The following is a 14903-nucleotide window of genomic DNA, read 5'->3' as shown; positions in this document are numbered from 1 at the left end:
TAGTTGATGGGCAGCCCGGTGTCGGGGTTGTAGGGCAGTCCGGTCTCGGGGTCGACGGGGAAGGGTTGGCCGGTCTCGGGGTTGATCGGGAGCCCCGTCGCCGGATCGCGTTCCAGGGAGCCGTTGTAGCCCCCGCGGCCGCTTCCCGGGCCGTTGAGGCCGAGGTTCGGAGGCGGGGGCGGCGGGATGAAGGGCCCGTTCGCGCCGGGGTCGTTGCCTCCGCCGCTGCCGAAGCCGGGGCCGTTGAGGCCGAGGTCGTTGGGGGGCGGCGGGGGCACGAAGGAACCGTTGTTGCCCCCCTGGCCGAGGCCGGGCCCGTTGAGGCCGAGGTCGTTGGGGGGTGGCGGGGGCACGAAGGAACCGTTGTTGCCCCCCTGGCCGAGGCCGGGCCCGTTGAGGCCCAGGTCGTTGGGGGGCGGCGGGGGCACGAGGCTGTTGTTGCCCAGCTGATCGAAGCCGGGCCCGTTGAGGCCCAGGTCCGGGGTGGGAGGCGGCGGACCGCCCAGGCCCTCGGGGTTGCCTGTGCCGGGCCCGTTGAGCCCGAGGTTCGGTGGCGGCGGCGGGGGCAGGAACTCTTCGTTTCCGGGGCCCTGACCACCGGTTCCGGGGCCGTTGTACGGGAGCTGCGGTGGCGGCGGGGGCGGTGGCGGCGGCGGGGGCGGACCGCCTCCCTCGTTGTCCCAGTCGCCGAAGGGGTTGTCGATTTCCCAGTCGCCGAAGGGGTTGTCGATCTCCCAGTCGCCGAAGGGGTTGTCCCAGTCGCCGAACGGGTTCTCGCCGCCGGGTCCGTTGCCGCCGCCACCGGTCTCGGGGGTCGGCGGCGGGAGCGGAGCGGGGTCCACGATGACCGGTATGGTGGCGTGCGCCTGCGTGTAGGTGTGCGCCATGAGGTCGCGCACGTGGTTGGCGGCCTCGTAGACGCCCTCGTAGTGGTTACGGAACCTCTGGTAGAGCACGTTGTTGATGTTGTCCTGGGTCGGCGGATCGCCGGGGATACCGGTCAGTTTGTCCCCGCCGGTCTCCTCGGGATAGGCGATCGTGACCTGGAACTGGTCCCGCTCCGGGTTGAACTCCTCCGTCCCCGCGGAGGTGTAGAAGTACCAGTCGTCGAGTACCTCCTGGACGCGCCCTCCCCTGGTGTTGAGGGCCTGGTCCACCGTGTAGGCGAGGACGGCTGTGGCGAACGTCAGGATCGTCTTGACCCGCTCCAGCTCCGCCTTGAACTCGGGGAGCTCCATGTGCACGGAGGTCATCCGGTACGCCATGTCCTGGAGGCGGTACTTGTACGCCGCGGCGGCCGAGCCCTGCATGGCTCCGTCGGGGACGTCGATCTCCTGCCACAGCTTGTTCAGACTGCCTCCCTCACCGTCGATGTAGGGAGTCAGCGTGTCGTAGAGCGTGCCCAGGCTGTCGATGGTCTTCTGCAACCGGGTGAGGTCCCAGTTCTCGGACGTCAGCTGGTTGTTCCCGTAGTCGGCCAGGTGCGCCAGGTTGCTCAGCTGCTGCCGGAACCCGTCCTGCGGTGGAGGGGTGTCGTCTGTGTGCAGGTCCTCCTTGCCGTCGCTGAGGGTCTTCTCGCCCCACAGGTGCTTCTGCATGGTGTAGCCGGCGTAGTCGATGCCGTAGGTCTCATAGGGGTAGCTGCCGCCGCCGTACCCGGTCGTGTACGCCGTGTAGTACTCCCTGTAACTCCACCAGCGGTCCATCTCGTGGCCGCCGTAGTTCCAGGAGAAGCCGGTGAAAGGATTGGTGGTCTCATGGAAGTGGTAGCGCCCGTCCGCGACCCAGGGGTCCTTGGTGACCGTGTCGATGCTCTCCATCGGTTTGTAGTCGCCGTCGGTGCCGGCGAAGATGTTCATGAGCTCGTGCAGCGGCTTGTCCGGCAGGTCTTCGTACTTGATCTCTGGTTCTGGCATGGTCCCCTCCCTCTGCGGATCGCGTTCGTGGACTAGGTTTCGCTGCTGTCCTCGTCCTGGCCGTTACCGTTACCGTTACCGTTGCCGGAACCACCCGAGCCGCCCGAGCCACCCGAACCGCTCTGGCTCGAATAGATCAGGTTGTGGACTTCCTGGGCGGTGAGGTTCTGCTCGTCCTCCAGGTTGGCGAAGACGAGGAGGTTCTCCGAGAGCCTGCGGTCGATCTCGATCAGTTCCTGGTTCAGGCCGTAGATGAAGTCGTAGATCCCGCTCATCGAACTGTCGATCTTGCTCGTGAGCCGCCCGGCCTCTTCGAGGATGCCGGGGTCTCCGAGCCGCTGGTAACCGCTTTCGGCCACCCCTTCGTACACGGAGAGTTCGGTGACCAGGATGTTGAGGTCCCTCTGGAGGGGCTCCACGATCTTCGAGCGGAAATCCCTGATCCGGTCGAGGTCGATCTTGGTGCCCTTGTCACCAGTGCCGGCGCCCGCACCCTCGTCGCCGCCTCCGCTGTCCCCGGTGCCGGTGTCCTCGTCGTCGCCCTCTTCGTCGTCTCCCTCGCCGTCGCCCTCCTCGTCGTCCTCGTCGCCCTCGGTGTCCTCGCCGTCGTCCTCGGTGTCCTCCTCGTCGTCCTCCTCGTCGTCTTCCTCGTCGTCCTCTTCGCCGTCTCCTTCGGAGTCTTCGTCGTCTCCTTCGGAGTCCTCTTCGTCCCCGGCGGTGTCCTCGCCGTCCTCTTCGTCCCCGGCGGTGTCCTCCTCGTTGCCGGGTCCCTCTTCACCGCCGCTCCCGGAAGTGTCCTCACCGCCCCCGGTCTCCTCGTCGGGCGTTTCGGAGGTGTCCACGACCGAGGGGTCGAACGAGACGGTCGGATCCAGGTGCTCAGGACCGCTGTCGTCCCCGGCGGTGTCCGAGTCGTCGTCTCCGCCGGTGATGTGGTCGTCCCGGTGGGTCCCCGCCGCGACCGTGGGCGGGGGAGCGCCCCCGGGCACTCCCGGAGTCCCGCCGCTGCCCGGGTCGTTCGCGCCGGGGCGGTGGCTCTCCACGTGTTCGGGGGAGTCCTGCTCTTCGTCCTGGCCGGTGTGGTCTCCGCCGGTGTGGTCGTGGTTGGAGGAGTCGTCTTGGCCGGGTGTGCCGGGTCCGTTGCCTGTGGAGTGGTCGTCTTCGGAGGCTTCGTCCTGGCCGGTGTGGTCTCCGCCGGTGTGGTCGTGGTTGGAGGAGTCGTCTTGGCCGGGTGTGCCGGGTCCGTCGCCTGCGGACTGGTCGTCCTCGGAGGCCTCGTCCTCGCCGGGCCCGTCACCGCCGGGGCGATCGTCCTCCTCGTCGCCGGTGCCCTCCTCGCCGTCGGAGTCCTCCTCGCCGTCGAGGTCCTCGGACACGGTGATCAGACCGGTCTCGGGATCGACCTCCACGTCCCCGCTGCCGGGGTCAAGGGAGACCTCGCCCGTCTCGGGGTCCAGGGTGAGCTTCAGGTCGCCGATCTCGATCGTGGTCGGCAGGTTCTCCTCGCCGTCACCGGAACCGCCCGTCTCGATCCCGACGGTCCCCTTGGCCGGGTCGATGGTCAGGCCCAGGTGTCCGGCCTCGACGGTGACCGGTGCCGCCTCGGGGTCGAGGGGAACGTTCCTGTCTCCGGGCTCGATGCTGATCGTGCCCTCGTCCGAGTCCAGGACGAACTTCAGCTCGCCCGCCTCGACGGTGGTGACCCCCGTCTCGGGGTCCAGGGTCACGACCGGAGCCCCGGGGATCTCGGAGCCGCTCTCGCCGAGAGCGGGGTCGTCTGCGTCGGCGGAGATGGGCTCCACACCGGAGACCACCTTCGTGTTCTCGGTGTCCACGGGGGTCAGCGGCTCCAGCAGCTCACCCTGCTCGGCCTCCCCGCCCACCAGGGGCTCCGCCGCCTCCACCCGCTGGGCGGGCTCGGCGAGGATCGCCGGCTCGGCGGGGATCACCGGTTCCAGCGGCTGCATCGGTTCCATGCGCTGGAGCGGCTCCGCGACGAGCATGGGCTCCAGCGGTACGGGCTCCGTGGTCTCGCCCTCGGGGACCGGCTCCGCGTTGGCGGGCACCCCGACGGACCTGGCCGCCGGTTCGACCGGGAGCGCCGGTGTTCCCGGGTGCGCGGGTTCGAACCGGCTCTCCGTGTGGGGCTCCAGTCCGGAGACGTCCCCGGACTCGGGCGCGGACACCGTGACGACCCGCGCGACCCCCTGGTCGGCGAGCACGTGCGGGGAGCCGGTGTCCCCGGCCTGCTGCGTGCCGAACAGCATCACGCCGTCGTCGCCGACGCTCACCTCGGAGTCACCCGGGTCGAGCACCGCCTCCCGGGTGGCGGTGTCCACCTCGACCGAGGAGCCGGCGTGCCGGAGCATGAGCAGGCCGCTGGTCAGGTCCACGCTGATCGGGGCGGACTCCGACCGGTTCGTGTTGGTGTTCTGCTCCTGGAGGGTGGTGGCCTCCTCGGTCTCGGTCGGATCCGGCTCCTCCCCGGAGAGGGCAGCACGGAAGTCGAAGAGGGGGGACTCCACGTCAGAACCTCCTCACCGCCCGTAGGGCGGCAGTTCGTCTGGGTTGTGTCGGGGTGGCGGGGGATGGGGTGAAGCGAAGCGGGGCGGGCGGCCGCGAGGGGAGTGGTGGGTCGCCCGCCCCGGGGGGGGAGGGGGAGCGGACTACAGCAGCGCCTGCCAGTTCATGGCCTCGCGACTGTCGGTGGAGGAGTACTCGTGGCTGATCTGCTTCAGGGCCATCTCGGCCTTGAGGAGCAGGGTGTTCATGTCGGCCACGTTGCTCTGCCAGGACCGGTACTTGTTCTGGTACTCCGTGAACATGGCACCCTCGAGCTGGCTCTGGAGGGACTGCATCGTCGTGTTGAGCTGCTCGAGCTGGTTCTCGACGTTCTTGGTCTGGACGCGCAGTTCGTCGGTGGCCTCGTTGACGTAGGCGTAGGTGACGCTGAAACCGTTGATGCTCATGGTCTCGCCTTCCGGAAAGGGACGGGTGCGGGTGGAAGTGGCGGCCCGGACTCAGCCGGCCTGGTTCGGGTTGAGCTCGTTGATCCACCGCGAACCGGCGATGATGTTGGCGTCCTCCGTGCTGTGCATGGCCTGGACGGTGCCGCCGAAGGTGCCGATCATCCGGTTCATGTCGTTGGTGATGAGCCGCAGCTCCTCCAGCCAGGCGACGACCGCCTCGCTGTAGCTGTTGGAGGCCGCTCCCTGCCAGGAGGCGCGCAGCTTGTCACGCGTGGCGTCCACGCTGGTGTAGACCTCGTTGCACTTGGCGTGGGCCTCGGTCATCGCCTCCTGCGCAAGCCGTTCACCATCGTCCGTAGTCTGTGTCATCTGCGACATGGGATCTCCTCTGTTGGTTCCATCAGGGGCATCCGGCGTCCTCGAGCATCGACGAGGGCGCCAGCGGGAGGGCGGCGGCCTCCGGGTCGAGCACCGGCCCGGAGGGCAGCAGCCGCAGCAGGGAGGTCGGGACCGGGACGGCCTGGGCCGTCTGGTAGCCGAGGGAGGTCAGAGCGGTCTCGTCGAGCACCGGGTACTTCGCCACGCTGTCGGTGACGAGGTAGTGGGTGGTGGCGGTGCCTCCGCCGCCCACGGGCTGGGCGGCGGCGAGCGAGCCCCGACCGGAGGCGATGCCGACCAGGTCGGGGGTCGGGCACCCGGGGGCGATGCCGGGCCGCTCCTGGACCGGCCAGGCCTCCACCCCGGCGGGGTCGTCCATGCTCACCGACAGCGAGCCGTCGGGGGCCAGCCGCAGGCACGGCACGCCCGCGCCGGCACCCACCAGTTCCGGCGGGGCGACGGGGTGGCGCTCCTCGCGCGGCCCCTGGCCGTCGGAGAGTCGGCTGTGCGCCTCGCCCGCCGGCAGGGGCAGCGCCTCGGCGGGGGCGTCGGGGTAGGCGGCGCCCGAGACGTCCGGGTCGGCCAGCAGCAGCAGCGCGTGCGTCACGGAGAGCGGCACCAGGCCGTCCCGGGTGAGCAGGTAGTGCTGGTCCTCCTGACCGGGGGTGGACACCGCGAACACCTGCCCCACGCGCCGGGGCTCGCCCGCCATCTCGCCCGCGTCCTCGCCGGCGCCCGGAACCTCGGGCGCGGTCAGGTCGGGGCCGGTGGGCACGGTGTTGAGGAAGGCGGAGGTGACGGGCGGGGCGTCGCTCGTGCCGTAACCGAGGGCCTGGACGGCGCCGCCCTCCTCGTCCAGGCGCAGGCGGGTGCCGTTCCACAGCAGGTGCGGTGCGCCGTCCGGGCCGGAGACCAGGACCGCCTGTTCGGCGGAGGGCGGGTTCGGGGCGGGGGCCGTGCCGACCACGAGGGCGGTGCGGCCCCGCTCGTCCTCCTCGCCCTCGGGCGGCAGGGCGCACACCCGCCAGACCGACTCCTCCAGCCCCTCGGTGGTCGGCAGGGCGTCGGGCGCGCCGGCGATGCCGACGGGGCCGCCCACGGGCACGCCCTCCAGCGAGTCGGCCGAGACCAGGCTCACGGCGGCGTCGGCGCCCTGGACCAGGCGGGCGGAGGCGCCGTTGGCCACGGGGCGCAGCGTTCCGGCCGAGTACAGGTAGGAGGCCCCGGTGTCGCGGTCCACGATCAGCCGCCCCTCCTGGCGCCAGCTGGTGGCGCCCCCGGGGAAGATCAGGCCGAACACGAGGAAGCCGACGCACAGCACAGCGCCGATGGCGACGCCGATGTAGGTGCCGGTGCGGGTGCGGCGCATGGGGGCGTCGACCGCGTCGGGGTCGCCCTCCAGCATGGCCGTGCCCAGGCGGCCCACCGTGAAGTTGTGGGCCATCACCCTGTCGCGACGTGACTGCATGTCAGCCGCCGATTCCGCGCAGGAGCGAGAACACGCCGAAGATCGCCAGGACCAGGGGCACGATGGCCACCGTCAGCAGCGACTGGATGATCTCGGCGGCCCGGCCCCAGTGGGGCAGCGGCCGCGTGCCCGGCAGGTTCCACGACACCACCGCCAGGATCGCGGAGGCGGCGAACAGGCCCACCATGGCGAGGGTGCGGGGCAGGGGGTCGGCCGTCCACACCAGGACCAGGACCAGCGCGGTCAGTCCGATCCAGGGCGGCGCGACCACGAAGGACCGCTGCCATGCGCTGGCCAGGCCGCGCGACTGGAGCAGCATCACCAGCGACACGATGACGCACAGCGTGATCGGCACCCACCCGGGGGAGGCGGCGAGCACGACCAGGCAGACCGTCAGGACGGCGCCGGTGGAGGCGTACAGGGCGGTCTGGAACCGGTCGGCCAGCGCGGCGCGGTCCAGGACCCCGCGCGCGGGGTACGGGTCGATGCCCTCCTGGAGCTGGTCGGGGTTGGAGGGCAGCGGCGGCAGCTTCAGACCGGAGAGGCGGAAGGCCAACTGGGGGGCGAACGTGCCCAGCAGCAGCGCGATGAGCGCCGTCAGCGCCGCCACGGCCGGAACCGTGGCGCCGGGGATGAACATCAGGGCCAGCGCGCCCAGCGCGCACAGCACCTCGGCGGTGAACAGGCCCGCGAAGAAGGGCACCGATCCCGCCACGGCCGCCAGGCCGAGCACGCTGGCCCCGGCGGCGGTCACCGCGCCGGTCAGGACCCGCGCTCCGGTCAGCGCGGTGCCGGGGTCGCCCGAGGGCACGGAGGCTCCGGCCACCGCCATGTACAGGGTGGCCGCCGCGGCCAGGCCGGTGGCTGCGGCCAGGTCGCCCATGGCGCGCGAGGCCGCCCAGGCCGACAGCAGCATGAGGATCGAGGAGCACGCGGCGGACACCGCGGTCAGCAGTCCGGGGCCGCCGCTGACCATGACCGCCAGACCGGTGAAGAGCACGACCAGACCCAGCGCCTGGAGCAGGACGCGGGTGGCCTCGGGGCGCCAACGGTCGGGGCGCTCGCCCATACCGGTCGCGACGCCGTCGGTCAGGTCGTCGAAGTGCACCGGCGGCAGCTGGTCGCGGCGGGGGCGCAGGTAGAGGGTCTCTCCGTGGCAGAGCCCGAGGGAGCGGAGGGTCTCGTCCTCCTCCAGGGGCTCGTCGCCCAGCTGTTGGAGGACCCAGCCGTCGTGCTCCAGTCCGCTCTCGTCCAGGTCCTCGCCGTTGTCACCCTCGGCGTAGAGCACCAGGGTGGGCAGGATCTCGGAGAGGGGGACCTCGGTGGGCGCTGCGATCTCGAAGGAGCGCGCGGGGGCGCGGATCAGCAGTCGGCACAGGTCCGGGGAGGCGACATCGTTCATCCGGTGGGGGCCCATCATGAGGCGGGGTCGTGACAGGGGTGGAAGTGACGGTAACACTCCGGCGACCCATTTTGGAGGTGTGTTGTTTTAAATTTTGGTGTCTGTCACTTTAGTTGGCAACAGTAGTGTTCTGCTGTCAGTCTTCGGTTCCGGACGCCGGTTACGGCCCCGTTCCGGTCCCGGCTTGCCGGACCGCTCCCCGTTGTTCCCTGCAAGGGAGGACCCCGCCCCGTGAGTACGATCCTCGTCCGGCGCCCCCCGCGGCGCCCCGGGCCGGACCTGCCCTCGGGCGAGGTCAGCCTCCAGGAGCCCCCGGAGCTGCCCGAACCGCAGGCCAACGTTTCGTCGGTGTTCACCTACCTGCCGATGGCGCTGACCTCGATGGCGATGCTGCTGATGTTCATCCGCCCCGGAAGGATGGGTGACGGCAGCAGCATCATGCCCTATCTGGCGGGCGGCATGATGCTCGTGGGTGCGGTGGTCATGATCGGCGGCCAGTACCTGCGCAGCATGCTGGAGCGCCGACGCCAGCTCAACGACGACCGCCGGGACTACCTGCGCTACCTCAAGCAGATGCGCACCCGCCTGCGGAGCGTGGTCACCGAGCAGCGCGACGCGATGCTCTGGCGGGCGCCCCACCCCGACGCCCTGTGGTCGATCGTGCGCACCTCCCGGCTGTGGGAGCGCAGGGGGACCGACGACGACTTCGCCGAGGCGCGCATGGCAGTGGGCGAACAGGCGCTGTCCATGACCATCTCCCCGGTCTCCTCCAAACCGGTGGAGGACCTCGAACCCCTCAGCGCCCACGCTCTGCGCCGCTTCATCCGCGCCTACGGCACCGTCGAGGACCAGCCGGTCCAGATCTACCTGCGCGGCTACTCCCGCATCACCATGCGCGGCGACCTGGACACCAGCCGGGGCCTGGTCCGCGCTCTCCTGGGCCAGCTCACCGTCTTCCACGCCCACGACGAGCTGCGCGTGGCCGTGTGCTGCTCCCAGGAGTCCCTGCCACTGTGGTCGTGGACCAAGTGGCTGCCCCACAGCCAGCACCCCACCGCCCGCGACGGCGCGGGCCAGGCCCGGCTGCTGTGCACGGACGCGATGGAGCTCGAACAGCTCCTCCCGGACCTGGCCGACCGCCCCCGCTTCGACCCCACCGCAGCCCCCAGCCGCGAGGAGCCCTTCACCGTCGTCGTCGTGGACGGCGGACGCATCCCCCCGGGGTCGCGCATACTGGGCGGCGGCTACCGCAACGCCGTCGTCATCGACGTCGCCGACCCGATGCCGCCCGAGGACGACCCCTACACCCTGGCCCTGCGGGTGGAGACCGAGCGCCTGGTGATGCTCTCCCGCGACAACAGCGGCCGCGACACCGAGGAGGTGCTGGGCCGGCCCGACACCCTGAGCCTGAACCGCGCCACCTCCCTGGGCCGCCTGCTCTCGCCCTACCGGATCGGCATGGTCGTCGAGGTCACCGAGCCGCTCACCACCGACTTCGAGCTGACCACGCTCCTGGGCATCCCCGACCTGCACCGGCACGACAGCGAGCGCATGTGGAGCGAGCTGCACGAGAAGGACCGGCTGCGCGTGCCCATCGGCATGAACTCCGACGGCGCGCCGCTGGAGCTGGACCTCAAGGAGTCCGCGCTGGGCGGCATGGGCCCGCACGGTATGCTCATCGGCGCCACCGGTTCGGGCAAGAGCGAGCTGCTGCGCACCCTGGTGCTCGGCCTGGCTCTGACCCACTCGCCGGAGACCCTCAACTTCGTGCTCGTCGACTTCAAGGGCGGCGCGACCTTCATCGGCCTCGACAAGCTCCAGCACACCTCCGCGCTCATCACCAACCTCGCCGACGAGGCCATCCTGGTCGAGCGCATGCAGGACGCCCTGCACGGCGAGCTGGTCCGCCGCCAGGAACAGCTCCGGGCGGCGGGCAACTTCAGCTCCGCGCTGGAGTACGAGAGGGCCCGCGAGACCAACCCCGACATGGAGCCGATGCCCACGCTGTTCGTGGTCGTCGACGAGTTCAGCGAGCTGTTGGCCGCCCACCGCGACTTCATGGACCTGTTCGTCATGATCGGGCGCCTGGGCCGCAGCCTCGGCGTCCACCTGCTGCTGGCCTCCCAGCGCCTGGACGAGGGCCGCATGCACCAGCTGGAGGGCCACCTGTCCTACCGGATCGCGCTGCGCACCTTCTCCGCCATCGAGAGCCGCGGTGTGCTCGGCGTGCCCGACGCCCACCAGCTCCCCTCCGCCCCCGGCAACGGCTACCTCAAGACCGACACCGAGACCCTCACCCGGTTCAAGGCCGCCTACGTCTCCGGCCCCTACCGCGTCAAGCGCCGCGCCACCCGCAGGAGCACGGTCGGCGGCGAGGTGGTGCTCTTCGCGGACACCGCCGTGGCCGCGGCCGTCCCCGAACCCGAGGAGCCCGAGGTCCAGGAGGAGGAGACCAGCGAGTCGCTCCTGGCGACCGCGCTGGCGAGGATGGACGACCTCGGCCCCGCGGCCCGCGAGGTGTGGCTGCCCCCGTTGGAGGTGCCGCTGCTGGTGGACGAGCTGCTCGCCATGGTCGGCACCCGCCTGCCCGAGGGCGGCCTGGCCTGGAGGAAGGAGACGACCCTGCGCGTGCCGCTGGGGATCATCGACCGCCCCTTCGAGCACAAGCGCCTGCCCCTGGTCGCCGACCTGACCGGAGCCGGGGGACACGTCGGCATCGCGGGCGGCCCCCAGAGCGGCAAGAGCACCATGCTGGCCTCGCTCATCCTCACCCTCGCGGTGTGCAACACCCCCGCCCAGGCCCAGTTCTACGGGATCGACTGCGGCGGCGGCGTGCTGACCTCGCTCAAGGACCTGCCGCACATGGGCAGCGTCGTCACGCGCACCGACGAGCGGCGCATCGTCCGCACCATCATGGAGATGAACGAGATCCTCACCAAGCGTGAGGTCTTCTTCGCCGAGAACGGCATCGACTCCATGGGCACCTACCGCAGGCGCCGCGCCGCCGGGGAGTTCGCCGACCAGCCGCACGGCGACGTCTTCCTCGTCATCGACGGCTGGGGCACCATCCGCCAGGACTACGCGGACCTGGTGGGCTCCATCGTCCAGATCGTGCAGCGCGGCCTCAACTACGGCGTGCACGTCGTGGTCGCCTCCCCGCGCTGGGCCGACTTCCACACCGGCGTCCGCGACCTCATGGGCACCCGCTTCGAACTGCGGATGGGCGACCCCGTGGACTCCATGGTCCACATGCGCGCCGCGCAGACCGTGCCCCGCGTGCCCGGGCGCGGCATCACCGACACCAAGCACCACTTCCTCACCGGCCTGCCCCGCGCCGACGGCGACCCCGACTCGGTCACGCTGTCCGAGGGCATGACCGAGCTGGTCGACCGCGTGCGCGCGGCCTGGGACGGGCCCTCCGCCCCGGCGGTGCGCACCCTGCCCGCGATCCTGCACGCCCGTGAGCTGCCCGGGTCCGAGCTCACCAAGGCGGGCGGCCTCAAGGTGCCCATGGGCCTGGAGAGCCGCCGGATGCAGCCGTTCTGGCACGACTTCGGCGTCACCCCGCACATGCTCGTGGTCGGCGACACCGAGACGGGCAAGACCACGCTGCTGCGCCACATCACCAACGCGATCCGCAGCCACTACGGGCCCACCACCGCCCGGGTCGTGCTGGCCGACCAGCGCCGCCAGCTCTACGACGCGGTGCCCAAGGAGATGCAGCTGGGCTACGCGGTGTCGGGCGAGAACGTCAAGGAGATGATGGCCGCCGCCGCGCAGGCGATGAAGGCGCGCCTGCCCGGGCCCGACATCACCCCCGACCGCATCCGCAAGCGCGACTGGTGGACGGGCCCCGAACTGTTCATCCTCATCGACGACTTCGAGATGGTCTCCGGAAGCGGGCCCAGCCCGCTGGCCCCGCTTCTGCCGATGCTCGGCCAGGGCGCGGAGATCGGCCTGCACGTGGTGCTCGTGCACGCCGCGGGCGGTTTCAGCCGGGCCTCCAGCGATCCCGTCATCCGGACGCTCATCGACTCCAACACGCCCAGCATCCTGCTGTCCGCCCCGCCCTCGGAGGGCATGATGTTCGGCAGCATCCGGGCGCGGACGATGCCCGCGGGACGCGCCCTGTGGATCGCGCGCCGCGACCCGGTCGAGGTGCAGCTGGCCATCGCCGAGGGCGCCGAGGAGTGACACGCCGGACCCGCCCGCGCCGCGCGGGCGGGTCCCCGCGCGGGGTGGGCGGGCTCCCCGCCTCTCCAGGAGGGGAGCCCGGCCCCGGAACGTGTTCGGGGGCGTCCGGTACGCCGGACGCCCCCTCCCGTGTCTCGGTGTCAGCGCACCGGTTCGTCGGAGCGCATCGGCACCGGCTCACCCGCGGCGGCGGGACGCCACTTGCGCGCGCGCCCGAGCTTGACCACCGCTCCGCCCAGGACGCACAGCACGATGAGCAGGAGCCCGACGGACACCACGACCGCGGTGGACGGCGCGTCCACCGAACCCTCGGGGGAGGGGTCGGGGACGAACCCCTCGCCCACCACACCGGCGGGGACGCCGCCCGGGGCGATGGCCATCGCCGCCAGCGGGTCCACCCTGCCGTGTCCCGACAGCGGGTCCGCGTCCCCCCGCGGCGAGGCGTAGGCCGTGGTGGTCAGCCGCTCGCGCACCTGCGCGGCGCTCAGGTCCGGCTCCCGCGCCATGAGCAGGGCCGCGGCCCCCGCCACGAAGGCCGCGGCCACGCCGTCGCCCGCCGTGGCCACGTGGCCGCCGCCCGGCCCGGTCCCCACCACCCGGTCGCCCGGCGCGGTCAGGTCCACGCGGGCCAGGTCCCCGCTGGGCAGGACCAGCGGTCGCTGGGCCACGGGGAGGCCCTCCACGTCGTGCGCGGCCACGCTCAGCACGGACGCGTGCTGGGCGGGCTGGCCCGGCAGCGGCCCCCGGGAGGTGGGGACCGTCGCGGGGGCCACGACCACGGCTCCGGCCTCCTCGGCGGCGGCCACCGCCGACTCCAGGGCCGAAGACGCCTCCCACGTGCCGGTGCCCACCAGGACCACGCGGGCCCCCGAGTCCACCGCGCTCCCGATCCCGGCGGCGATCTCCTGCGCCGAGGCCAGACCGGTCTGCGGACTGCCGGTGGCCACGGCCGTCACCGACGAGTCCGGAGCCACCCCGACCAGGCCGCTGTCCTCCACGGACCGGGCGGCGACCACTCCGGCCAGCGACGTGCCGAACCCCAGGCAGTCGGCGGACTGCCCGCCCTCCACGGCGTCGGCCAGCGCGGGGACGCCGCCGTCCACCTCCGGGGCCAGCAGCGCCACGCCCACCCCCTCGCCGGTGCTCAGGTCGTGGGCCCGCGACAGGCCCAGGAAGTGGTGCGTCCAGGGCCGCTGCTCCACGACGTCCCCGCCGGTGGCCGCGCACGGCTGGTTGTCGGCCTTGAAGGGGTGGACCTGCGCGAGCGAGACGGGGTCCTGGGGCGCCTCGGCCGCCGCCGGAGCAGCCGGGAGGGGGGCGAGGAGCCCGAGGGCCAGCGCCGCGGCGGCGGTGCGGCGGCGCCGGGACCGGGTGGTCCCCGGATCGGTGTGTGCGGTCACCTGAGGTGTGCTCCAGACTCTCTGGGGGTGTCCTGGGGGCGCTTCGCGCCCGGTGGGGCGGCCCGACGGGGCGCGGGGCGCCGTCCCGTCGGAGGCCGCGCGGGGGAACGGGACGGGGGCCCGACCCTACGCCGACCCTCCGCGGAACGCCGGACCGGGAGGCGTGCGCCGACGCGGGGCCTCTCCGCCTCCGCGAGGGGGTCCTTCCGCGCACGGGGCGGGGGCTGCGGCCGCCGCGGGGGCCGCCGTCCGTGCGGGCGGGGCCTCGGACGGGAGGGCCGACTGCGGTAGCGTACTCGGTTTCCCGTGTACGTTCCATGAGCGCCTGGTGACCGGCCCGCGTCGTTTCCCTCCGGAACGGGCTCCACGGAGGCGGGGGCGACGGCTTCGCGACCCCGGTGCGGGAGTGCGACCGCTTCTCAGAGCCAGGGGGCGGGGTGTTCCCGGCCGGTTCGGGGGTCGCGGGCCAGGCGTGTGGGGGGTCTGCGCTCCTCGTGGGCGATGTTTCCGGCCTGGTCGAGTTGGCGGACGATGACGCGGTTGCCCAGGGCGTCGTGGACGACCTCACGCAGGAGGCGGCCCTGTTCGTCCCACTGGTGCCAGGGGCCGACGGGGCCGTGGGGGCGCTGGGTGATGCCCTGGATGACGAGTTTTCCGCTGGGAGCCCAGGTCAGGGTGGGGCCGTCCTCGACGCCCTCGACGAAGGTGCGCATCTCGACCCGGCCCCGGCGGTCGAGGGTGACGGCCTCACCGGTGAAGGGTTTGCCGTCGTACATGGCCCGGCGGCCGAGCCCCTCGACGTCGGCGGTGGTGAGGTCCGCGGCGCTGACCGCGGGCAGGGAGTCCCCGTGTTCGGGGGCTCGCATGCCGGGAGCCAGTCGGATCGGCTGCCAGGGGATGAACACCTCCTCCCCCGTCGCGGTGTCGGTTCCGCCGAACTGTGCCTCGTGGTGTTCCTCGCTGATGAGGCGGCCCGAGGAGTCCCATCTGCGGGACAGACGGTGGTTCGCGTAGGCGTCGTCGATGTACTCGAAGACGAGGCGGCCCTCGGTGTTCCAGTAGTGGGCGGGTCCCACGGGCATTCCTCCGGTGGAGACGTTTTCCAGACCGGCGAGTTGTCCGTTGCCGTGCCAGGACATTCTGGGGCCGTTCTCCAGACCGTGCACGAAGGTCTGC

General features: G+C 72.0%; 8 protein-coding genes and 1 pseudogene. 1 reads left to right on the top strand and 8 read right to left on the bottom strand.

Annotated elements, in window-relative coordinates; translation table 11 throughout:
- The 6 genes and pseudogenes from G011_RS32175 to eccD form a co-directional block, all read right to left on the bottom strand.
- Window positions 1-1916: pseudogene (locus tag G011_RS32175) on the bottom strand (hypothetical protein); the annotation flags it as partial.
- A gap of 32 nt (window positions 1917-1948) precedes the next feature.
- Complete coding sequence (locus tag G011_RS30645; protein ID WP_019610289.1) at window positions 1949-4441, bottom strand: hypothetical protein; 2493 nt, start codon at window positions 4439-4441, stop codon at window positions 1949-1951.
- Window positions 4442-4582: 141 nt separating this feature from the next.
- Window positions 4583-4885 (bottom strand): WXG100 family type VII secretion target, encoded by a 303-nt coding sequence (locus tag G011_RS0121530; RefSeq protein ID WP_019610288.1) that lies wholly within the window; start codon window positions 4883-4885, stop codon window positions 4583-4585.
- A 51-nt stretch (window positions 4886-4936) separates the two neighbouring features.
- On the bottom strand, window positions 4937-5263 hold the full coding sequence (locus G011_RS0121525) for a hypothetical protein (RefSeq protein ID WP_013152253.1): 327 nt from the start codon (window positions 5261-5263) through the stop codon (window positions 4937-4939).
- 22 nt (window positions 5264-5285) lie between these two features.
- Window positions 5286-6731 (bottom strand): type VII secretion protein EccB, encoded by a 1446-nt coding sequence (eccB, locus tag G011_RS0121520; protein ID WP_026338518.1) that lies wholly within the window; start codon window positions 6729-6731, stop codon window positions 5286-5288.
- A 1-nt stretch (window position 6732) separates the two neighbouring features.
- Window positions 6733-8151, bottom strand: a complete 1419-nt coding sequence (gene eccD, locus G011_RS0121515; protein WP_019610285.1) for a type VII secretion integral membrane protein EccD — start codon at window positions 8149-8151, stop codon at window positions 6733-6735.
- A 213-nt stretch (window positions 8152-8364) separates the two neighbouring features.
- Between eccD and G011_RS0121510 the strand changes: the two genes are divergently transcribed.
- On the top strand, window positions 8365-12327 hold the full coding sequence (locus G011_RS0121510; RefSeq protein ID WP_019610284.1) for a type VII secretion protein EccC: 3963 nt from the start codon (window positions 8365-8367) through the stop codon (window positions 12325-12327).
- Window positions 12328-12467: 140 nt separating this feature from the next.
- Here the strand turns inward: G011_RS0121510 and G011_RS0121505 are convergent, their stop codons facing one another.
- Both G011_RS0121505 and G011_RS0121500 read right to left on the bottom strand, forming a co-directional pair.
- On the bottom strand, window positions 12468-13727 hold the full coding sequence (locus G011_RS0121505) for a S8 family serine peptidase (RefSeq protein WP_019610283.1): 1260 nt from the start codon (window positions 13725-13727) through the stop codon (window positions 12468-12470).
- Between the two features lie 419 nt (window positions 13728-14146).
- Window positions 14147-14809, bottom strand: a complete 663-nt coding sequence (locus G011_RS0121500) for a hypothetical protein (RefSeq protein WP_231391552.1) — start codon at window positions 14807-14809, stop codon at window positions 14147-14149.
- Window positions 14810-14903: the final 94 nt, after the last annotated feature.

The sequence above is a fragment of the Nocardiopsis sp. CNS-639 genome, assembly GCF_000381685.1.
Lineage (GTDB): Bacteria > Actinomycetota > Actinomycetes > Streptosporangiales > Streptosporangiaceae > Nocardiopsis > Nocardiopsis dassonvillei.
Note: the sequence above shows the minus strand (reverse complement) of the source record. Positions and strands in the feature narration are given on the sequence as shown.